This window comes from Thermochromatium tepidum ATCC 43061 (assembly GCF_009664085.1).
GTDB classification, from domain to species: domain Bacteria; phylum Pseudomonadota; class Gammaproteobacteria; order Chromatiales; family Chromatiaceae; genus Thermochromatium; species Thermochromatium tepidum.
Genome location: NZ_CP039268.1, coordinates 2159040 through 2180302 on the forward strand (window position 1 = coordinate 2159040; position 21263 = coordinate 2180302).

At 62.7% G+C, this 21263-nt stretch carries 16 protein-coding genes; 9 read left to right on the forward strand and 7 right to left on the reverse strand.

The window, feature by feature from the left end; translation table 11 throughout:
• The first annotated feature begins 298 nt into the window (after positions 1-298).
• The gene (locus tag E6P07_RS09945; protein ID WP_153975465.1) at positions 299-3067 is read left to right on the forward strand and encodes an ATP-binding protein; all 2769 of its coding nucleotides are present in this window, start codon (positions 299-301) and stop codon (positions 3065-3067) included.
• On the opposite strand, the gene E6P07_RS13925 is transcribed toward E6P07_RS09945, so the two are convergent.
• The 3 genes from E6P07_RS13925 to E6P07_RS09955 are packed head-to-tail and all read right to left on the reverse strand — an operon-like array spanning position 3030 to position 4958.
• The gene (locus E6P07_RS13925; protein WP_343031252.1) at positions 3030-3452 is read right to left on the reverse strand and encodes an HD-GYP domain-containing protein; all 423 of its coding nucleotides are present in this window, start codon (positions 3450-3452) and stop codon (positions 3030-3032) included. The genes E6P07_RS09945 and E6P07_RS13925 overlap by 38 nt on opposite strands.
• Positions 3335-3757, reverse strand: coding sequence for a response regulator (locus E6P07_RS13930; protein WP_246172813.1), 423 nt, complete (start codon positions 3755-3757; stop codon positions 3335-3337). The genes E6P07_RS13925 and E6P07_RS13930 overlap by 118 nt, the downstream gene beginning before the upstream one ends.
• A gap of 13 nt (positions 3758-3770) precedes the next feature.
• Positions 3771-4958, reverse strand: a complete 1188-nt coding sequence (locus E6P07_RS09955; protein WP_153975466.1) for a PP2C family protein-serine/threonine phosphatase — start codon at positions 4956-4958, stop codon at positions 3771-3773.
• 296 nt (positions 4959-5254) lie between these two features.
• Here E6P07_RS09955 and E6P07_RS09960 point away from each other — a divergent pair, with 296 nt between their 5' ends.
• A complete protein-coding gene (locus E6P07_RS09960) occupies positions 5255-6685 on the forward strand; it encodes a HAMP domain-containing protein (RefSeq protein WP_211363102.1) in 1431 nt (476 codons plus the stop codon).
• Here E6P07_RS09960 and E6P07_RS09965 read toward each other — a convergent pair.
• Positions 6568-7803 (reverse strand): RNA-guided endonuclease InsQ/TnpB family protein, encoded by a 1236-nt coding sequence (locus E6P07_RS09965; RefSeq protein ID WP_153975467.1) that lies wholly within the window; start codon positions 7801-7803, stop codon positions 6568-6570. The genes E6P07_RS09960 and E6P07_RS09965 overlap by 118 nt on opposite strands.
• A 162-nt stretch (positions 7804-7965) precedes the next feature.
• On the opposite strand from E6P07_RS09965, the gene E6P07_RS09970 reads away from it, so the two are divergent.
• Both E6P07_RS09970 and E6P07_RS09975 read left to right on the forward strand, forming a co-directional pair.
• Positions 7966-8514 carry a methyl-accepting chemotaxis protein gene (locus tag E6P07_RS09970; protein WP_246172815.1) on the forward strand — a complete coding sequence of 183 codons (549 nt, stop codon included), beginning with the start codon at positions 7966-7968 and terminating at the stop codon, positions 8512-8514.
• A gap of 28 nt (positions 8515-8542) precedes the next feature.
• Positions 8543-9457 carry a CHAD domain-containing protein gene (locus tag E6P07_RS09975; RefSeq protein WP_153975469.1) on the forward strand — a complete coding sequence of 305 codons (915 nt, stop codon included), beginning with the start codon at positions 8543-8545 and terminating at the stop codon, positions 9455-9457.
• Between the two features lie 132 nt (positions 9458-9589).
• On the opposite strand, the gene E6P07_RS09980 is transcribed toward E6P07_RS09975, so the two are convergent.
• The 3 genes from E6P07_RS09980 to E6P07_RS14220 all read right to left on the reverse strand — a co-directional run bounded on the left by E6P07_RS09980 (position 9590) and on the right by E6P07_RS14220 (position 11661).
• Positions 9590-10318, reverse strand: a complete 729-nt coding sequence (locus E6P07_RS09980; protein ID WP_153975470.1) for an esterase family protein — start codon at positions 10316-10318, stop codon at positions 9590-9592.
• A gap of 107 nt (positions 10319-10425) precedes the next feature.
• Positions 10426-11379: an acetylxylan esterase gene (locus E6P07_RS09985; RefSeq protein WP_153975471.1), complete on the reverse strand. Its 954-nt coding sequence runs from the start codon at positions 11377-11379 to the stop codon at positions 10426-10428.
• A gap of 126 nt (positions 11380-11505) precedes the next feature.
• The gene (locus E6P07_RS14220) at positions 11506-11661 is read right to left on the reverse strand and encodes a zinc ribbon domain-containing protein (protein WP_211363103.1); all 156 of its coding nucleotides are present in this window, start codon (positions 11659-11661) and stop codon (positions 11506-11508) included.
• 441 nt (positions 11662-12102) lie between these two features.
• On the opposite strand from E6P07_RS14220, the gene E6P07_RS09995 reads away from it, so the two are divergent.
• From E6P07_RS09995 to E6P07_RS10015, 5 genes are all read left to right on the forward strand, one after another.
• Positions 12103-13887: a VWA domain-containing protein gene (locus tag E6P07_RS09995; protein WP_153975472.1), complete on the forward strand. Its 1785-nt coding sequence runs from the start codon at positions 12103-12105 to the stop codon at positions 13885-13887.
• A gap of 24 nt (positions 13888-13911) precedes the next feature.
• The gene (locus E6P07_RS10000) at positions 13912-15411 is read left to right on the forward strand and encodes a substrate-binding domain-containing protein (protein ID WP_153975473.1); all 1500 of its coding nucleotides are present in this window, start codon (positions 13912-13914) and stop codon (positions 15409-15411) included.
• Between the two features lie 40 nt (positions 15412-15451).
• Complete coding sequence (locus tag E6P07_RS10005; RefSeq protein WP_153975474.1) at positions 15452-16123, forward strand: hypothetical protein; 672 nt, start codon at positions 15452-15454, stop codon at positions 16121-16123.
• Positions 16124-16229: 106 nt separating this feature from the next.
• Complete coding sequence (locus E6P07_RS10010) at positions 16230-16934, forward strand: glycosyltransferase family 2 protein (RefSeq protein WP_153975475.1); 705 nt, start codon at positions 16230-16232, stop codon at positions 16932-16934.
• Between the two features lie 196 nt (positions 16935-17130).
• Positions 17131-21252 (forward strand): DNA gyrase subunit B, encoded by a 4122-nt coding sequence (locus E6P07_RS10015; RefSeq protein ID WP_153975476.1) that lies wholly within the window; start codon positions 17131-17133, stop codon positions 21250-21252.
• Positions 21253-21263: the final 11 nt, after the last annotated feature.

Consider the following 21263-nt stretch of genomic DNA (forward strand, 5'->3'; position numbering starts at 1 on the left):
TGTCTGTCAGGAATAGCAGGATCAAATCATAAGGTGATTTCAGGGACAGTTGCACCTGTTCGCGCTGGGGCGCGACCGACAAGGGCGCTCGCCGCGGGGCCCCACTTTGAATGCCCGTCGTGCGGTTATCGTCTGGCCGCCGACCTCAGGGCTGCCAAGACGATCGCGGCACGGTATGCCTGTGCCGAGAGGGTCGTTGTCAATCGGCCTAGGGTGGTGGGTGATCATGACCCTTCGCTCAACCACAAGCCCCTGACTTTAGTCGAGGGGAATTGACCCTGAACGAGGAGATCGATCCATGAGCTCGGATCCAGCGCACGATGACAGCAAGCGTAGCGAGAGCCGCTACCGCGCCCTGTTTGAGAACATGATCAGCGCGGCCATGGTGTTGTCGCCCCATCCCCAGGGCTTTCGTATCGAGGAGGCCAACCCACAGTGCCGCGAGCTGGCCATCATCGACCTCGACGGACGTTCGGACGTCTGGTTGCACGAGGTGATCGACACGCATGAATCGCCCGAGCTACACGCCGCCGTGAAGGAGGTCGCCGCGGGCAAGGGCGGTATCCATCTCGCCGAGTTCCCCCTGGTCCGCGCCGGCCATACCCAGTGGCTGGACTGCCATGTCTTCCCCCTGGTCGGCAACGAGATCATGCTGATGATCCGCGACGTCACCGATCAGAAGGTCGCGCGCGACCTGCGTCAGGCCAAGGAGGCCGCCGAACAGGCGAGCGAGCTCAAGAGTGCCTTTCTGGCCAGCATGAGCCACGAGATCCGCACCCCGCTCAATGGCGTGCTGAGCATGATCGAGCTGCTGCGCGGATCAAGGCTCAACGATCGCCAGCGCCATTGGGTCGAGGCCATCCGCGGCTCGGGTCAGCTCCTGTTGTCGATCATCAACGACATCCTCGATTTCTCGCGCATCGAGGCCGGGCGTCTCCAGCTCGAGCACATCCCGTTCTCGCTCGGCGAGGTCATCGCCAGCCTGGTGAGCGCCACCGGTCAGCGTGCCTATGCCAAGCATCTGGAGCTGGTGCTCATCCAGGATCCAGAACTGCCCGATCGGCTGATCGGCGACCCCTGGCGACTCCAGCAGATCCTGGTCAATCTGGTCGGGAACGCCATCAAGTTCACCGAGCGCGGCAGCATCGAGGTCCGCATCGGCCATCGCGAACGTCCCGATGGGCAGCTCGATCTCTGTGTCTCGGTCCAAGACAGCGGCTGTGGGATCGCGCCCGAGCAATTGGGCCGCTTGTTCCAGCCCTTCGAGCAGTTGCGTGCCAGTGGCTGGCGTTTTACCGAGGGGACGGGTCTGGGGCTGGCCATCTGCAAGCGACTGGTCGATGCCATGGGGGGCGAGATCGGGGTCGAGAGTGAGCTCGGACGGGGGAGCCGGTTCTATTTCGAGATCCCGGTCGGTTGCGCCGATACCCAGTCGCAGGCCCCCTGGTTGTTGCCCAGGGAGTGGCGCTGTCCGACCCTGGTGTGGATCGAGCACGACCTGGTGCGGGCGACGGCGACCCATCTGCTCTCGCTGCTGGGGTTCGAGGCCGAGCAGACCGCCGAGGCCGATACGGCCTTTGCCTGGGCGCGACACCTGGATGCCCAGACCGAGACCTGTCTGGTGGTGCTCGATGATGCCTGGCTCGCCCACCTTGGTCCTCAGCTCGTAAGCGAGCTGGGACGGCGATCGGGGGAGGTGAACGATCACCCCAGACGCGTCCTGGTGCTCTATGTGATCAACCTGTTTGCCCGCGATCAGGGGGAATTGGATCGGCTCGAGACCATGGCGGATACGGCCTATGTCATCAAGCCGGTCCATCTCTCGGCCCTGTTCAATGCACTCCAGGGGCTGTTTGGCGCCGTGGATCGTCCGCCCCAGAGGCTCACCCGCAAGTCCGATGACCCCTCCTGGGAGGTCTTGATCCAGCCTCTGGGGGCACGCGAGCGCCTGTCCGGCGCGCGACTGCTGCTGGCCGAGGACAACCTCGTCAACCAGCAGGTCGCCGTCGAGGCCCTGGCCTTGGTCGGGATCGAGACCCGGGTCGTGACCAACGGGCTCGAGGCGATCCAGGCGCTTAAAGAAGAATCGTTCGACGGGGTCCTCATGGATCTCCAGATGCCGATCATGGATGGCCTGGAGGCGACCAGGCTCATCCGCCAACACCATCCCCCGGATCGGCTGCCGATCATCGCCATGTCTGCCGCCGTACTGCTCAAGGATCGCCAGCGCAGCCTCGAGGTGGGGATGAATGCGCACATCGCCAAACCGATCAATCTGCGCACCCTGCTCGAGACCCTCCTACACTGGGTCCGGCCCGCCCAGCCGCGCCCCTACCGCTCGCACCTACCGGCCCTGGCGGAGGAGTGGGCGGCAGAGGGTCTATCCTCTAGCGAGGCGGATCTGGATTGGAGCCAGGTCGAGCTGCCCGGGATCAAGGTGCGCAAGGGGCTCAACCGTCTCGGCGGCAACGGCCTGCTCTATCTGAGGTTGCTCAAGACCTTCGTCGGCCTCCACCAGCAGGGATGGGAGTCGATGCGAGCGGCCGATGCCGAGATGGCGACGCTGCGTCTCCAGGCCCATACCCTCAAGGGTGTGGCCAAGACGCTGGGGGCGGATCTATTGCACGACCTAGCCGAGCGCGTCGAACAGGCCGCCGAGCTGGAAGAACGCGCTCAGATCGAGTCGGCATTGCCCCCATTGCTCGATGAGCTCCAGAGGGTGCTCACGGGCGTGAAGGCCTTTTTGGAGAGCCTGCCGTTGGCCGATAAAACGGACGACGCACCCGCTCCGGACCGCCCCAACCCCAAACAGGCGCACCAATACCGGGCGCTGATCGCCGACTTGCTGGAACAGGGGGATACGCGCCTGCGCGATGTCTGTGCCGCCAACCGATCTTCGCTGCGCGAGTGGTTTGGGGGCGATGAGTCGGGTTATGCGCACTTCATGACCTTGATCGAGCAGTATCGTTTCGAGGAGGCGCGGCGGATCTTTCATGAGCGGGCAAACCCGCCCGAGACATCGGACGCGGTCAAACCGGAGACGGACGATCGGCGAATTTCAGCTTGATCTCCAGGATTTTGGGCTGGATGGCGAGAAAGCGATCGAGCAGTTGGGGATCGAAATGGCATCCCCGCTGCTCGCGCATCCAATCGAGTGCCTGATCCACCGGCCAGGCTTGTTTGTAAGGACGCTGTGAGGTCAGGGCATCGAAGATGTCCGCGATCGCGACGATCCGACCAGCGAGCGGGATGGATTCACCGGCCAGGCCCTGGGGATAGCCGCTGCCGTTCCAGCGCTCGTGATGGGTCAGGGCGACGGTGCGCGCCAGATCCATCAGCGCGCTCGCGTGTCGTCCGCCAAGGATCGCGGCCCCGATCTCGGGATGCCGGCGGACGAGCTCGAATTCATCGTCGTTGAGCGGTCCCGGTTTGAGCAGGATCCGATCCAGGATGCCGATCTTGCCGACATCAGTAAGATCACCGGCACCTGTTGGGTCGCAGGGTGCTCACGTAACAGCCGGCAGACCGCATAACCATCCAGACCCGGCAACATGAGGTCGAGCAGGATCAGATCGGGTCTGGGCTCGCGCCTGGCCAATTCAAGACCGCGCTCGCCATCCTGGGCGATGAGGACGCGAAACTCACCACGCAGGGCGCTATCGATGATCGATAGGGCCAGTGGGTCGTCGTCGATCGCCAGCAGGGTCCGCAGTTCGGCGCTGCGCCAAGGCGGGTGTATCTCTATGGACTGTTTCATTGAGATGGCTCCTCTACAGGGTCAGCTCCAGGATGAGCACATCGTCGTCGATCGAGTTCTGGCCCCGATGATGGCACACCTCTTCCAGCAAATCTTCGAGCGGACCCTGTCGCTCCATCAGGGCGATGTAGGCCTTCACCAGGCGCTCTACGCCGAAGGGCTGTCCGTTTGGATCGGTCGCCTCCAGTAGGCCGTCGCTGGTCAGCAGCAGCCGCGCCCCGGTTTCGACCTCCAGGGTCTGGAGGCTATCGTGCGACCTGGCGTCGGGCGCGATCCCAAGTGCGAGCGAACGCGATGCCAGTATCTCGATGTCGCCCGCAGGCGACACCAGCAACGCCTCGGGCATGCTTGCATTCGCCAGATGCAGAAAGCGCCGGTCCGCCGTGACTTCCACGATGTGCGCCGCCATGAAGCGCCCGGTCGGTAGCTGGTCATGCAGCTGCCGGTCGAGCGTCGCAATCAGGGTAGCGAGCGGGACATTGTCGGCGCATTGCTGGTATAAGATCTGCCTGACCAGGGGTCCGGCCATGGCCGCCGTCAGGCCGTGACCGGTGAAATCGCCGACCAGCACCCATTGACGGCCATCGGGGGTCCAGGCCGCCAGACAGAGGTCGCCGCTCGTGCGCTCGACCGGACGCATCAGATAGCGCAACCCTCGCCCATCGAAGGCATGATCGCGGCGCAGACGCAGCAGGATGTCCTCGATCAGGGCGCGTTCCTCGGACAGTTCTTCGACCCGCTGTTGGAGCTCGACGCGGATGCGCGCCAATTCCAGGTGGGTGGCGAGCCGGGCGCGCAGCAGGTCTGGGATGATCGGCTTGGACAGATAGTCGACGGCGCCAAGCGCCAACCCCTCGACCTCATGCTGGTGTTGGTCCAGGGCCGTCAAAAAGATCAGCGGAATCCGGCACCATTCGGGATGGGTCTTGATGCGCCGGCAGGTCGCAAAGCCATCCGGATCAGGCATCAGGACATCGAGTAGGATCAGATCGATGTTGGGCACCTGTTCCAGGATCTCGAGCGCGCGTGGACCGCTGTTGGCAACATATACCGAGTAATCGGCACGCAGGGCGGTGTCGATCTGGAGCAAGACGTCCGGGCTGTCGTCGACGGCCAGGACCCTGGCGGATGATGAGGCCGGCGAGCGGGAGCGAAAGGGCGATCGAAGAGCAATCGGGTCAGGTGCGAATGAAATATCCATGGGTACGACCCTTTTGACTATCGAGGATAATGGCACTCGAGATCAGGTAAATCAGATCCATTGTCTAAGATCTCGAAGATATACAGGATCCTTTCAGAGGGTTGCGTGACGATCCTAAGTCAGTTTCATGACACCCACCTCGGATCGCTCCTCCCCCGCTCGTCATCAGCCGGTCATAGGGATATGAAAAAATAAGGTGTCAGAGTAGATCGGAGCCGATCCGATTGTGATCGTCCTTCATCCGTCTCGATTGCCCATTTCGCTCCACCGGAGTGAGCCGCCGCACTCCCTATGACATGACGATCCGCAAAAGCGTTACCCTTGCCGCGATCCTCGTCACCCTGATGGTTGCCACGGCCCTGATCCTGGTTGCCCAGGCCAGCCATCTTCGGCTCGAGCAACGCCTCACCCAAGAGGCCGCCTCAGGCCGGGCCCTGGCCTGGAACCAAAGCCTAGAACGCCTAATCGAGCACATGCACACAGGCATGGTCGATTTCGAGCGCGACTTCGCGCTGCGCCAGGCGCTCAAAGAGGGCGATGCCCAGGCCGTGCGTCAGGCCGTCGAGGCCCTTCTCAACCTCGTAAGCGAGCAGGGGTATTTCGATCGGCTCGCCGTGTTCGACCTCAAGAACGAGCGGCTGTACAGCCGTGATGAGTCCGGCGTCTCCAGGGATGCGCAGGTCCTGGTCGAGGCCCTGGGCACCGACGATCAACCCAAGCACGGCCTTGGGCGAAGCGCCCAGGGTGAACCCGTCGCCCTACTGGCATTTCGGATGCAGGTGCGCAAAGACCCCGTCGGTGCGGTCGTGTTCCAGAAATCACTAAGCCCGGTCCTAGAACGCCTCAAGGCCATCCAGGGGGCCGAGATCTATCTGGTCGGCGCCGACGGGACGCTGTTTGCCGGCACGCGCCCGGAGCTACTGGCGCGCTTGGACCTCGCCTGGCCCGCCTTGGGCCAGATCGATCGCCAGAGCCGGCATAGCGATGGGGCCATCTATACGGCCCTGTTCCTGCCGCTCCTTGACGTCGCCGGACAGCCCATCGCGCATCTCGTCACCCTGGCCGATGAGACCCAGGCAGCGCTCGAACAGCGTCGCTTCGAGCGCCTCGCCTACGCGGGGGTGGCCCTGTTGCTGATCCTGGCCACCTTGGGCCTGTTCTATTACATGCGCCATGCCCTAAGCCCTTTGGGCGCAGCGATCGTCACCCTGTCTGCACTGGCCGAGGGCGACCTGAACGTCTCCTTCGACACCGCGCGCCAAGACGAGGTCGGTCAATTGATGCGCGCCCTACAGGGCATGGCTGAGCGCCTGCGCGACATCATCGGGCATCTACATGTTGCGAGCAGTGATCTCTATGCCTCGGCCAGCGACATGGTACGTCTGGCCGAGGACAGCAAGATCCGATTCGATCGCCAAAAGGCCGAGACCGCAACTGTCGATAACGCGGTCATGTACCTGGCCAATACTGCCCAGCAGGTCGCCGCCAACACCAGCCGCGCCGTCGAGGTGACCACCGATGCCCATCAGCGCATCGAACACAGCCGCCGCATCCTCGATCGAACCACTCAGATCATTGCAACCGTTCCATCAGACTTACTCATTCCTGCTCACACAGGAATGAAGCTGACTTCCTGCTTCGCAGAGGCCGGTTTCGTCTTGAGCGTGCGCCCAAGACCAGAGCCCGCCTCTCCACAGGCCGTCACCGAGCAATCAGCGTGTCGCTGAAAGGGCTGGCAGCCGCCAACCGAACTCTCGGCCACCTTTTTCAGATTGATCGCCGCGTTCGCATCGCGATCGTGGATACTTCCGCAATCCGGACACGTCCACTCACGCACCGACAGCGGCAAATCGTCGAGCTTGTGCCCACACGCCGAGCACGTCTTGCTGCTCGCAAAGAAGCGATCGGCCACCACCACGACGCCGCCGCGCATCGCCGCCTTGTATTCCAACTGCCGACGGAACTCGAAGAATCCCATGTCGGCGATGGATCGCGCCAGATGGCGGTTCTTCATCATGCCGCGCACGTTCAGGTTCTCGATGCAGATGGTATGAAACCGGCGCGTGAGGTTGGTGGTGAGCTTGTGCAGCGCATCCGAGCGGATGTTGGCGATCCTGGCGTGCAGCTTTGCCAGTCTGGCCCTAGCCTTCTTGCGGTTGGCCGAGCCTTTTTGCTTGCGACTCAGGCTGCGCGAGAGCCTGCGCAATCGGTCCAGCAGCGCCTTGTGGGGTTTTGGACCTGGGATGGTCTCTCCCGTCGAGAGCGTTGCGAGTGCTGACACGCCCAGATCGACGCCTGCCGCGCCTTGGTTTTCGGCCTTGGGCAGGTGCGAGGTGTCGGGCGTGTCCACGGTGATGCTGACGAACCAGCGGTCGGCCACACGGGAGACGGTGGCCGACATGAGCTTGCCAGCAAAACGCAACGACTCGCGCATGCGTACCCAGCCCAGATGGGGGATGCGAATGCGGCAGCCGTCGATGTCGAACTGGTCGTTGGTGAGCGTGAAGCGGTCGTGCACGCCCTTCTTGCGAAACTGCGGATAGCGGGCACGACCGGCGAAGAAGTTCTGGAACGCCTGACCTAACTGGATGATAGCCATCTGCGGCGCATTCTTCGTGACTTCGAGCATCCAAGGGAACTGCTCGCGCTTGATGGCGTTCAACTGGCGGCGCAATGACTGCTGCGAAGGCTTGGGCAGGCTAGGGTCGGCTTTCCATGCCTCGTACTGGCGCTTCCACTCGGCCAGCGCCCAGTTGTAGGCAGAGCGGGCTGTGCCAGCGGCGCGAGCGAAATACGTCGCCTGCACGTTGTTCGGATCGAGCGCGATGCGGTGGGCAATCAGCACTGTGCGGCCTCCACAGAGGACACACCCCCAAGAACTCGGCGGCCTCTTGGATGCTGACCATCTTGCGGACATGTAGATATTACAACATTCTCGCAAAAAAGTTAAACTATTAACGAAGCTGGTCGGGCCCTCGCTCAAGAGATCGATCAGGCGGCTGAGGCCGTGCTGGGTCTGGCTGAGCAGAGCCAATCCATGGGCAAGGTGCTTGGGGTGATCCGCGAGATCGCCGATCAGACCAATCTGCTGGCCCTAAACGCCTCGATCGAGGCCGCCCGTGCCGGCGAGCAGGGGCGCGGTTTTGCCGTGGTCGCCGACGAGGTGCGTCAGCTCGCCCAGCGTACCCAGCGCTCGATCGCCGAGATCGAGGCCCTGATCGAGGCGCTCAGAAAGAGCTCCCGCTCCGCGGTCGAGGTGATCCAGACCAATCGCGACCGCGCCCAGCAAAGCGTCGATCACTATGGCCAGGCGGTCCAAAACCTAGATGCCTTTGCCGAGGCGGTGGTGGCCCTGACCACTACGACCCATCAGATCGCCGCCGCCGCCGAGGAGCAGAGCCGCATGGCCGAGGAGATCGCCGTGGCCATCGATCAGATCGCGGCCCTGGCCCAGGATCATGCCCAGGCGGCTGAATTGGGATTCGGACAGGGAGAACGCCTCAGCGACCTCTCCCGGGCCCTCCGCGAACAGGTGGCCTACTTCCGGCTAAACTGAATCCAGTGTTGGAATCGCGAGAGACCCCATGCAACAGCGTAAGACCAAGACTTGGGTCCCCCTGCATGCGGGGCTGACGGTGAGCGAGGCACTGGCCGAGATCCTGTGCCACGATTTCCAGGTCATGCTGTCCTGGGAGGATCAGGCGCGTACCTGGGACAACACCGAGGGCGTGCATCAGATGCGGGTCAGCTCGCGACGGATGCGCGCCGCCCTGTCGGCCTTCCGTACCGCGGTGCCCAAGACCGTCAGCCAACCCTGGAGCGATGAACTGCGCTGGATCGCCAACCAGCTCGGTCCGGCGCGGGATCTGGATGTCTTCATCGACGAGGGTCTGGCGTCCGTCCGCCACCGGCTGCCACTGAGCGGCGGCGAGCGGTTGGAGGCGCTCGCGAGGCAACGGCGGGCACTGGCCTATGAGTCGGTACGTGCGATGCTCGACAGCGAACGCTACTTGGCCTTCAAGCTGGACTTTCCAGACTGGTTCGGACAGGCGGCCTGGACCCGGGCCGAGCTATCGCCGCGGGAGCGTCACAGGCTCGCGCGCTCGATCGCGCACTATGCGCGCAAGCGCTTGGATCGGCTCATGCACCATGTGTTGGAGGCAGGACTGGGCGTGGATCGCGACGATCCGAGGCAGATGCATCTATTGCGCATCGAATGCAAGAAACTGCGGTATGCCGCCGAGTTCTTCGCCCCCATCGTCCCGGGGCTCGACGACTTCATCGATCGCCTGAAAGGGCTCCAGGACCTCTTGGGCGCACTCAACGACGTGGCGGTCACATCCGAGCTACTTGCCGATCTGCTCGCAGAGGAATCCGACCGCGAGGTCATCCGCTATGCGGGTGCCCTGATCGGCTGGCGTACTCATCAGGCTTACGATCTCCTGAAGGACTTCGAGGAGCGGTGGCGCGAGTTTCGGCGCAGCGAGCGGCCATGGTGACACCCTGGCCGGCGCGCCTTGAGGAAACGCTGATTGATTCCATTCGTGGCCAAATCCTCTCCTGCAACTTATCGATTTCGTAGGAGCGGCTTCAGCCGCGATTGAGAGGCACGCGATCTATTCAGCGTTTCCCTAAAGATAGAGCGGCGCCATCCGCCGCCAGTGATAGCCCTGATGGGCGCGACCATCCCATTCGTGCAACGCATGCCAGATCCCCTTGTCCCACAGAATCCGGCTTAGATAGCGATTGTTGTCGAGGAAGGGATCCTCCCGTCCGATCACCAGGACGATATCCATCCGACGGAGCGCCGCCAGCCGATTCGGGCAGCCAAGGCCCGGCAGATAATGCACGGGCGTGTGGAAATAGATGAGATCGTCGCGATAGCCATCGAAGAGATCGCGGAAGTGCTCGACGTTGAGCGTCAGGTCATAGCGGCCCGAGAATGCGGCGACCTTGTGAAAGAGATGCGGATGACGGAAGGCGATGTTGACGGCGTGATAGGCGCCCAGGCTGCACCCGTGGGCGATGGTGCAGGGGTGCGGGTTCTTCAGCGCCATCAACGGCAGCACCTCGTTTAGGACGTACTCCTCGAAGGCCTGATGGCGCCGGATGCGATCGGCGGGATGACACCAGAAACAATAGAGCGACTCCCAATCGATGCTATCGACGCAGTAGAGCTGGAGCTGGCCGGCCTCGATCTTGTGGCGCACCGATTCTACCAGGCGCAGATCCTCGTATTCATAGAAGCGCCCATCCCGGGTCGGAAAGACCAGCACCTTGGCCCCGGCATGGCCGAAGATCAGCAGTTCCATGTCCCGACCCAGCCGATGGCTATACCAACGGTGATACTCGCGATTCATGACCGCCCCTCTGAGGCATCCTGAGTGATAGCGCGGCGGGGAATGCTAGCGAACCATGGTTGCGATCGGGTGACCGCCCGTCCGGCTGGATGAGGTCAGATCCCGGCTCACAGGGGGGCGAAGAAGGCCCAGAGTTGGCTCAGCAGCTCAGTCGCCTGGGCCCGCCGGCGCGGATAATCGCAATGTCCGGCCTCCAGGATGAACAGACGTCTGTCGCCCGGGATCGCGTTGTAAACGGCGAACTGACCGGGCGGTGGCACCACAGGGTCGAAGCGCGCGGCGGCCACATGGACCGGTTGCCGGATGTGACGGGCGGCGAGCGCGGCATCGAGATAGTGAAGCGCCTCGGGTAGGCGTCCGTAAGCACGGGCGAACTCGCGCACCGCCTCGCCACTGCCGATACAGGGCAGCTCGAGTCGCAGTGGCTGGTGACCGAAGGTCGGCACATTGAGATGACCGCGCCCGAGGCGCGCGTCCCAGGCCAGGGCGATGGCGCCCAGTCCACCGCCAAGGCTGATCCCGGCATAGCCGAGGTGTCCAGCAAGTTCCGGGATCAGTTCGAGCAGGGCCGTGACTCCGGTCCAGAGGTCCTCGACGCAGCCAGCGAGGACATAGCGGTTCGGGTCCTGGATGTCGTGCAGGACATGCCACCTCGGATCCTCCGAGATGGGTGGGTGGCGGCTTAAGCCCAGACCGCGAAAGCAGGGGATGAGATAGGCGGCATCCGGGCGCGGCAGATCCAGCGGTGGCCGTTCGATCCCGCCGTAGCCGTGTCCCAGGATCAGCCCGATGCGCTGCGGCTGGTGCCTTGGGGTCAGGAGCCAGCCCCGGATCTGGACGCCATCGGTGGAGTCGTATTCAAGGTCGTAGACGCAAAAACCAGGATGGGCCAGTGCTGAAACACGCAGCCGTGGAGCGGGTTCGATGGCCAGGGCGCGGTCTAAGCGTGCGCGCCAAAAATCGGCAAAGTCCGGTGGCGCGGGCGGTGCTGCCACCGCGAGCAGGGACTCCAGGTCATAGCCATAGGTGGGGTCGAAGGGATAAGGATGGTGAAGGGACATGAGGATAGCCGTTCCATCAGACTTACTCATTCCTGCTCACACAGGAACAAAGCTGACTTCCTGCTTCGCAGAGGCCGGTTTCGTCTTGAGCGTGCCCAAGGCCAGAGCCCACCTCTCCACAGGCTGTCACCGAGCAATCAGCTTGTCGCTGAAAGGGCTGGCAGCCGCCAACCGAACTCTCGGCCACTTTTTCAGATTGATCGCCGCGTTCGCATCGCGATCGTGGATACTTCCGCAATCCGGACACGTCCACTCACGCACCGACAGCGTCTGAGGACACACCCCCAAGAACTCGGCGGCCTCTTGAATGCATGACCATCTTGCGTGACATGCAGATATTACAACATTCTCGCAAAAAAGTTCAACTATTAACGAAACTGGTCGAGCCCTCTCGCGGAGTGACTGGGTTCAGTTCAGGGCGGGGATTCGACCAGGTGGCGATCGTCGCGCGCTGGCCTTAGGGAGGCGCGAATTTATTCATTCGTGGCAACACCTTCTCACTTAACCCATTGATTTTGTGAGAGCGGCTTCAGCCGCGATTGAGAGGCACGCGATTGATTCAGCGCTTCCTTAAGCCGATTAGGCCCGGGATGGATGATGGCGCCATGACGCCCGCGGAGGCGTCATGAATCTGCCCTGGAACCATCTTTTTTTCTCTGAGATACTCGAAACCCATAATTCCATCCCATTTCAGCCGGATCGCTCACCTGAGCCGGAGGCATCATGAGCAGAGGCATTCTAGACTCGACCCGCGTGCGTCTCATCGCCACACTCAGCATCCCGATGCTATCCCTGGCTGGGCTGGAGGCCGCGGCCCAGACGCCCTGTACGCCAGGGCCAGACAGCGTCCTGGTCCGTTTTACCTATGGTTCGGAGAAGGAGGACTGGATCCGGGAAGTCACTGCGACCTTTAACCAGCGTGGCGAACGCACTGCCTCGGGCAAGCGGATCTGTGTCGAGGCCATCGCCAAGGGCTCGGGTGAAAGCATCAACGAGATCAAACAGGGCCGGGCCGGACCCGCCGAGGTCCATGCCACCAGCCCAGCCTCCGATCTCTATGTCAATCTGATCAACCACGAGACCCAGGAGGAGCAGGGATCCGAGCTGCTCAAGGTCGAGGGCTTCCTGGTGTCGTCCCCGGTCGTGATCGCCGCCTGGGAGCCTGTGGTCGACCAGCTCGGTCCGCGCGACCAGATCGGCTGGGCCGAGCTCTTCAAACGGGCCAGCGAAGGCCGTCTCCGCTATGGTCAGACCAATCCCGAGACCTCAAACAGCGGGCTCTCGGCCCTGGTCGCCCAGTTCTATGCCGGCGCCGAGGTCGAGTCCGGTCGTCCGGTGCCGCGTCTGTCCAAGGCCAAGGTCGATGACCCCAGGGTCCGTGACTTCGTGGCCAAGATCCATCAGAACGTCATCCACTATGGCCGCTCGACCGGCTTCTATGCCGAGAAGATGCGCGACGGCGGTCCCAGATACGCGGATGCGGTGGTCATCTACGAGAGCGACGTCATCCAGGCCAATCATTACATCCGCACCAAAGGACTGGGTCACCCCAGGCTTTTAGCCATCTACCCCCGCGAGGGCACCTTCGTCGCCAACCATCCCTTCGCCACTGTCGCGCGCGACTGGGTCGATGCCGACGAAGAGGACGGCGCCAAGCGCTACTTTGCCTATCTGATGTCGCCCGAGACCCAGGCCAAGGCCCTGCCCTATGGCTTCCGGCCCAGCGTGCCGCTCGACGTCGATCCCAAGGTCTATGGGTTGGTCTGGAATCCGGACAATGGGGTCCAGCCCTTCGACAGCGTGCATCACTTCCTGGCTACACCGAGTGGAGATGTGGTCAAGGCGATCCGCGATGCCTTCCGGGCGATCAAGAACAGATCGCACGTGGTGCTGGTACTCGACCGCTCCGGCAGCATGGAGGCCCGGCTCTACGACGCCGAGCGCGGGGCGCAGCGCACGCGCATGGAGATGGCGGTCGAGAGCGCCAATCTGCTTGCCGCCTCGCTCCAGGACCAAGACCGGCTGTCGCTCCTGCTCTATGACTACCGGGTCGAGTATTCCGACCTGACGCCCAAGGGCCATCCCATCCAGATGGACGCCACGGGCAAGACGCGCCTGGCCGAGACCCTCGCCAGGGTACGTCCAGCGGGTGGCACCGCGATGCGCACAGCGATCGAGACCGCCTGGAAGGATCTCTGCGCTTCCATCAAGTCCGATCCGGCGGACACCTCGATCCGGCTGATCGTGGTCCTGACCGATGGGATCGACAATGCCTCCAAGGTCTCCGAGTCCGATCTCATCGCGCGCATCGGTTTCGCACGCAAGGATGGACGAGGTGGCTATCTCGGCGATCCGGCCTGCAAGATCCCGGTATTTGGGGTCGCCTTCGGCAATGAGGCCGACGACGCCTCGCTTAAGACCGTCACCGAGGCGTCCGGCGGCGAGACGCGCCGCGGCGATTCGGGTGACATCCGCGAGATCTTCAAACGCTTCAGTGAGCTCCTGTGACGCGTCGGACGTGGAGATGAAGACATGATGCAGACGAGACAGACACGAACCCCAAGGGGTGACCGCCTATTCCGCTGGTCGAGGCCGTCGATATCGCTGCTGCTCGGCGGTCTCCTGCTCCTGGGAGCGGTGGCCCCGTTGCCGGCGGCTGAGAAGCTGTTCGACTTCGGCACGCTCAACGTCGATCTCTCCAGGGTCCAGACCAAGCCGGGTGAGCCAGCGGTCGCCCCCAAGGAGTCACCGACCCAGCAACTCCCGAGCACACCCGAGAGCCCAGCCCCGGCGGTACTTCCGCGCGATGCCGAGACCAAAATCGAGCAGACGATCCGCTCGCAGGCAGTCAAGGTGGCGCCAGTCGAGGTCCGGACCGAGCAGAGGGCCCGCCAGACAGTGGTCTTTCCGGTCCCCGAGGACCGACCGGTGATCGAGGTCAAGATCGCGGCTGGCTCCGAGAAGAAGGACTGGCTGGAGGAGGCGGCGCGCCGCTTCATGGCCGATCCCACGCTCGGTCGGCTGGAGGGCAAGCCGATCCGGCTGGTGATCGACAAGATCGGTTCGACCCAGTCGGCGAGCCTTTTGATCGCGGGCAAGACGATGCACAACGGGCGCAACGAATATCAGGTCTGGGCGCCGGCCTCTAGCATCTTCCGCAGCCTGGTCGAAGAGGCCTTCACCGGCGACAGGCTGTTTGAGACCGACGATTCATTGGTACGCAGCCCCATGGTCTTCGTCACCTGGGAGCCGGTCCAGCAGGCCATCGATCGGATCATCCAGAAATCGATGAGCTTTGATACCCTCACCGAGATCTTCTCGCGCGAACTCAACAATGAGGTCATCGACCCCAATGGCCGCAGTTTTCAGTTTGGCTTCACCCGTCCGCAGACCTCCAACAGCGGCGCCGTGGCCCTCATCACCATGGCCTATGAGTTCTTTGCCAAGGATCGCGCGCGCTACAGGATCCGGCTGGAGGATCTAAAGGATCCCCAGTTTCAGGCCTATCTGGCCTTCATCAAATACATGTCCGACCAGACCAAGGACAGCACCGGCAAGCTCGCCGAGCCCCTGATGCAGGCCGGCTATGGCGGCCAGCCGCTCTCTTCGGTCTATGTCTATGAGAACCTGGCCGTGAAGCTGGCCTTCATCCGCAAGGTCAATGACCCCAATGGGGTGCGCCCCATCTTTCGCTACCCCAAATACAACCTGATCTCGGATCATCCCTATTACACCCTACGCCACGGCAACTCGCGCGAGCAGGTTGAAGCCGCACGGCGTTTCAAGGATTATCTCCTGACGCGCGAGATCCAGCTCCTGGCATTGCAGAAAGAGGGGTTCCGCCCGGTGAGCACCGAGATCTCCAATCAGGAGATGAACGAGGTACTGGGCGACTTCGTGGCCGAAAACGGTCTGATTCCAGACCTGATCAAGGCCTCCCAAGTCCTTATCCCGGCCCAGAGCGGCGAGGTCATCCTGGCCCTGATCCGGACTTACGAGGCGCTGGGTGATCCTGTAGGATCCAATCTCTAACCCGGTTGCGACCGCGACCGATCCGACGAGGAGACCTGTCATGTGGCACTCATCCCTGTCCCGTAGCGCCCTGTTGGGCGCTCTGATCGCCCTGCTTGCAAGCGCCCCGGCGGCTCGGGCGGCGAGCTTCGGTGATTATCTGAAACAGCTTGGGGCCTTTTCGTTCGGCGGTAGCGAATTCGACCCCAAAGACATGCAGGGCAATCAGAAGGACTGGGCCGACCGCGAGCGTTGGGTCAAGGAGGCGCTGGACAAGGCCTATCAGGCCCTGGAGCGCGCGGACCGGGAGATCAGCCTCTACGACTTCCAGAATTACTACAGCGTGCTCTCCATTCGCTGGACGCCCGAGTATCTGTCAGATCCGGCGAACATCGGCAATCTCAATGCCTATGCCACCTTCACCGAGTACCTCTCGCGCTATCTGAAGGTCAAACAGGAGCTGATCGCCAAGATCGCCGAACTGAATCGGCATCAGGCCGTGCTCCAGCAGGTCGACCCGCGTCAGCTCACCGGGCCGTTTCAGCTCAACACCGGGGCTCAGGTGCAATCCTATACGCAGCAGGCTGCCGGCTCGATCGATACCAAGGCCCATCAGGCCGCGCTCGCGACCGCGGCGGGGGCGGTAGAGAAATACACGGCCGAGCTCCAGCGTGCCATCGACTATGGGGTCGAACTCGAGGGCTATTTCAAGCAGGCCGCTGGCATCCAATAGCTGGGGTGGCCTCCTCGCAATACGCCCTGGGCCGGCCTGATCCATCATCCATGCCGCCTCGAACGAGGCCATCACTGTCCGGGCGATCCGGCGGAGGAAGATACCGGTGAAGCTATCGGACATCACGCTCGTACTGGCCACACGCGACGAGGCCCATAACATCAGGGCCTTCTTGGCCTCCATCCCGCGCGAGCTCTCATTGGTGGTCGTGGACGCCAGTCGAGACGAGACACCGGATCTGATCGAACGGCTCAGACCCGACCGGACCCTGGTTCTGCGTGAGCCCGGCAATGTCACCGAGGCTCGCCAGCGCGGATTCGAGGTCGCGCGCTCGGACTGGCTGCTCTTTTCGGACGCCGATGTGGTCTTTGCGCCCGACTATTTCGAACGTCTGACCGCCCTCGACGAGCCGGCGGTCTACTATGGCCCCAAGCTGTCCCGCGACCGTTTCCGTGCCTACTACCGCCGCTTTGCCTGGGGACAGGCGCTGTGTCAGGCCTGCGGGATCCCCGCCGCCTCGGGTTCCAATCTGCTGATCCCGCGTCAGGCGCTCTGCGCCGTGGGCGGATTCGACCTGCGCCTCAACTGCAACGAGGACTCCGAGGTGGTCTGGCGCATTCGGCGTGCCGGATTTGCGACCCGCTATCGTCCCGACCTCATCGTCTATGCCACCGATCATCGCCGCATCGAGCGCCGCCGGCTGCGCAAGACCCTGCATTCGATCGTCCGGTGTCTGTTGCTCTATAGCAACTTGATGCCCGAGGACTGGAGGCGCCTGGATTGGGGTTATTGGCGAGATCGCCATTCCTGATGTGATCTGAAAAGACTGTCCACAAACCAAGCCGATGCTTTAAACGCGGTGTCGAGTCGCGCCGTCCCGTCCCGTATAATGGAGCAGCCGGCACGCCCCTGGCGTTGCCGTTGTTGGTGTCTCGCGCGACCCCGCCTCATCTTCCGCTCACCACGAGATATCCGGCTTCTCCTCAGATCACGAACGGCTCAGATTCATGACCTACGACTCCACGAACATCAAGGTTCTCCGCGGATTGGATGCGGTGCGCAAGCGCCCGGGTATGTATATCGGGGATACGGACGATGGCACGGGTCTTCATCACCTGGTCTTCGAGGTCGTGGACAACTCGATCGACGAGGCGCTCGCCGGCTATTGCACCAAGATCACGGTCATCCTGCACACGGATGGATCGGTCTCGGTGATCGATAACGGGCGTGGGATCCCGGTCGATATCCATGCCGAGGAGCAGCGCTCGGCCGCCGAGGTCATCCTCACGGTGCTCCATGCCGGCGGCAAGTTTGACGACAGCTCCTACAAGGTCTCGGGCGGTCTGCACGGTGTGGGGGTGTCCGTGGTCAACGCGCTCTCGGAGCGTCTGTATCTGCGCATCCGGCGCGGTGGACACATCCACGAACAGGAATACCGTCTCGGCGAACCCCTGTATCCCTTGCGCGTCGTTGGCGACACTGAGGAGACAGGGACCGAGATCCGTTTCCTCCCCTCGGGTGAGATCTTCTCCAACCGCGAGTTTCACTACGACATCTTGGCCAAGCGACTGCGCGAGCTGTCTTTCTTGAATCCGGGTGTATGCATCACCCTGAGCGACGAGCAGAGCGGGCGGCAGGATGTCTTCGAGTATGAGGGTGGCATCCGCGCCTTCGTCGAGTCACTGAATCAAAACAAGGAGCCGCTCCACCCAACCGTCATCTATTTCAGCGCCGAACGCCAGAACATCGGCATCGAGCTGGCGATCCAGTGGAACAGCGGCTATCAGGAGACCATCTTTTGCTACACCAATACCATCCCGCAACGTGACGGCGGCACCCATCTGGCCGGTCTGCGCGCGGCGCTCACGCGCACGCTCAACGGTTATATCGAGCGCGAAGGCTTGGATAAGAATCAGAAGATCCGCCCGATCGGAGACGATGCGCGCGAGGGGTTGACGGCGGTACTCTCGGTCAAGGTGCCAGACCCCAAGTTCTCGTCTCAGACCAAGGACAAGCTGGTCTCCTCCGAGGTCAAGGCCGTGGTCGAGTCGCTGGTGGTCGAGCATCTAGGGACATTCCTCGAGGAGCATCCCACCGAGGCCAAGGCGATCGCCGGCAAGATACTCGAGGCCGCGCGGGCGCGGGAGGCGGCGCGCAAGGCGCGCGAGATGACCCGGCGCAAGGGCGTACTCGACATCGCCGGGCTTCCAGGCAAGCTCGCCGACTGTCAAGAAAGGGATCCGGCCAAGTCCGAGCTCTATCTGGTCGAGGGCGACTCGGCTGGCGGCTCGGCCAAGCAGGGTCGCGATCGCACCTTTCAGGCGATCCTGCCACTCAAGGGCAAGATCCTGAACGTCGAGAAGGCCCGGTTCGACAAGATGTTGTCCTCGGCCGAGGTCGGTACCCTGATCACCGCGCTCGGCTGCGGTATCGGGCGCGAGGAATACAACCCGGACAATCTGCGTTATCACCGCGTGATCATTATGAGCGTCGATGCCGAGGAGCACGTCTTCGTGCGCGATCCGGGCGGGCACGTGCGCATGACCCGTATCGGCGACTTCATCGACGCGGCCCTACCTGAAGAAGCGTCTGGCGACGACTATTGCAAACGCGCCGATGCCGACTTGGGCGAGGTGCTGTGCTTCGGCATGAAGGATCGGCTGACCCGCTTCCGCCCCATCAAGGCCGTGATCCGTCATCCGCTCCACGAGCCGCTCTATGAGGTCAAATCGGCCTATGGTCGCTCGGTGCGGGTGACGGCCAGCCACAGTGTCTTTGTCTACGCTGATCAGCAGATCAAGCTCAAGCGCGGCGATGAGCTGCGCGAAGGCGATCGAATCGTTGCGCCCCGTTCGCTATCGTTCCCGGTGACGGCGCCTGAGCGTCTCGATGTCTTGAGTGCACTGCATGCCATCCCTGAAGCCGCTGCACAGATTTGGGTGCGCGGTGCGGCGGTCGAGGATTTTCACAAGGCGCGTGTGCTGGCCCAGTACGCTGACGACGCCGAACTCATCTCACCGCGTGTCGAACTGCCGATCGCCGTTGGCGCTGAAGTTGCCGCCTTGCGTCGGGCCAGCGGTCAGACCGTGCGTTCGCTTTGCAAACAAATCGGCATCCGTCAGCCCGTGACCATCCACGCCTGGGAAAGCGGTCGCTCCAGACCGCGACTGGATCGCTGGGTCGCCTATCTGGAGGCCGTCGGTGCGGATGTGGACCGGATCATGGATCAGGTCAAGGTCGTTCCGGGCCGTCTGGAACAGACCTGGGCGACGCCGTATCGTGGTGCGCCGGCCAATCAGGTGCGTCCCTATGTCAGACTGAGTGATCTCGATGGCAAAGCCGTGAGCGGCTTCGGTACGCGGACTGATCTAGAACTGACACCTAAGCCCTACGCCGATCGAGGCATGGCACGTTTCATCAAGGTGAACGCCGATCTGCTCTGGCTGCTCGGGTTCTATCTGGCCGAGGGATCCTGCTCTGAACGTGGCGGCATCCGTTTCGCCATCGGTGCGCGTAATCAGGCAATCCTGCCTGAACTGCGCCGTGTGCTGGAGCAGACTTTCGGCCTGCAAGCCCAGGTCTACACTAATCAGGATCGCGTCACCGAATTGCGTCTGACCAACCGGGTCGCGGTGCTGGCTTGGCGCCATCTGTTCGGTTTCACCAATACCAACGCCATCGATAAAGCTATTCCGGATCTGGTGTTCAGCGTCGACGAGCCGCTGCGTTTGGCCTTTATACGCGGCTACCTTCAGGGCAACGGCACGCTTGCCGCCGGTCGGTTGGGCTTTGCGACCTCCTCGCGCGATCTGGCGAGTGGGTTGTCCTACCTGTTGTCGTCCTTCGGCGTCGTGGCGTCGCTGTCGCATTACGAGCCGGATGGCGTGGTCCGCGAGATCCGTGGTCAACCCTGTGTTACACGCCATCCGCGCTGGAGTTTGACGGTCAGCGCGCGCGAGGATCTGGCGCGTTTGCGCGCTGTCTGGGCTGATCTACCGGGCGCCGAGGCGCTGGATGAGCGCCTGCAGAGTACCGCGCCTTCGGTCAACCGTCGCTTCGAGACACTCGACGGCGACCTGATCGCATTGCCGATCGAGTCCATTACCCCGGTGGAGGCCAGTAACGGCCAGGTCTACGATTTCTCGGTCGAGGACGACGAGAACTTCATCGCCGGTCTGGGTGGACTCTGCTGCCACAATACGGACGCAGACGTAGACGGAGCGCATATCCGCACCCTGCTCCTGACCTTCTTCTACCGCCAGATGCCCGAGCTCATCGAACGCGGGCACGTCTACATCGCCCAGCCGCCGCTCTACAAGCTCAAGAAGGGCAAGCAGGAGGATTATCTACTCGACGAGGCGGCGCTCACGGCGGCGATGCTGCAAGCGGCGCTCGAAGAGGCCGAGTTCCATGTCAACGCCGATGCGCCGCCGCTGGCGAGCACGGCCTTCGAGGCCCTGGCCAAGGAGTATCAGGTTGCCGTGAGTATCGTGCGCCGCTTGGCATCGCGTTATGACGCGAGCTTCCTGGATGAGCTGGTCCACATGCCGCCGGTCGATGCCGCGATCCTGTCCGAGGACGAACGCCTGGCCGAATGGTGTCGGATCATGGAAGCCCGGTTGAATGCCGCCGAATCCGTCTCACGGCGCTATGTCCTGCGCCTCAGTGCACCGACTGAAGGCAGCCAGTCGCGCAGACTGGAATTGATCCGGCTCATCCATGGTATCCCCGAGACGCGCCACATCCCGCTCGATTTCTTCCACACCGCCGATTATGCCCGTCTGCGTGAATTCGGCCTCAAGCTCGACGGCCTGGTCCAGCCGGGTGCCTTCGTGCGCCGCGGCGAGCGGACCAAGACGATCCGTGATCTCGGTGAGGGCATCCGCTGGTTGCTGGCCGAGGCCCAACGCGGTTATAGCCTGCAAAGGTATAAGGGGTTGGGCGAGATGAACCCGGAACAGCTGTGGGAGACCACCATGAATCCGGAGACACGGCGTCTGCTAAGGGTCACCATTGAGGACGCGGTCGCCGCCGACCAGATCTTCACCACCCTCATGGGCGACCAGGTCGAGCCGCGGCGCGAGTTCATCGAACGCAATGCGCTGAATGTGGGTAATCTCGATATTTGATTCCCAAGGTC

What these genes read in the sequence shown, in the direction of transcription:
- E6P07_RS09945 (WP_153975465.1), top strand. Translation starts at nt 299, where the DNA reads ATGAGCTCGGATCCAGCGCACGATGACAGCAAGCGTAGCGAGAGCCGC.
- E6P07_RS13930 (WP_246172813.1), bottom strand. Translation starts at nt 3,757, where the DNA reads ATGAAACAGTCCATAGAGATACACCCGCCTTGGCGCAGCGCCGAACTG.
- E6P07_RS09955 (WP_153975466.1), bottom strand. Translation starts at nt 4,958, where the DNA reads ATGGATATTTCATTCGCACCTGACCCGATTGCTCTTCGATCGCCCTTT.
- E6P07_RS09960 (WP_211363102.1), top strand. Translation starts at nt 5,255, where the DNA reads ATGACGATCCGCAAAAGCGTTACCCTTGCCGCGATCCTCGTCACCCTG.
- E6P07_RS09975 (WP_153975469.1), top strand. Translation starts at nt 8,543, where the DNA reads ATGCAACAGCGTAAGACCAAGACTTGGGTCCCCCTGCATGCGGGGCTG.
- E6P07_RS09980 (WP_153975470.1), bottom strand. Translation starts at nt 10,318, where the DNA reads ATGAATCGCGAGTATCACCGTTGGTATAGCCATCGGCTGGGTCGGGAC.
- E6P07_RS09985 (WP_153975471.1), bottom strand. Translation starts at nt 11,379, where the DNA reads ATGTCCCTTCACCATCCTTATCCCTTCGACCCCACCTATGGCTATGAC.
- E6P07_RS09995 (WP_153975472.1), top strand. Translation starts at nt 12,103, where the DNA reads ATGAGCAGAGGCATTCTAGACTCGACCCGCGTGCGTCTCATCGCCACA.
- E6P07_RS10000 (WP_153975473.1), top strand. Translation starts at nt 13,912, where the DNA reads ATGATGCAGACGAGACAGACACGAACCCCAAGGGGTGACCGCCTATTC.
- E6P07_RS10005 (WP_153975474.1), top strand. Translation starts at nt 15,452, where the DNA reads ATGTGGCACTCATCCCTGTCCCGTAGCGCCCTGTTGGGCGCTCTGATC.
- E6P07_RS10015 (WP_153975476.1), top strand. Translation starts at nt 17,131, where the DNA reads ATGACCTACGACTCCACGAACATCAAGGTTCTCCGCGGATTGGATGCG.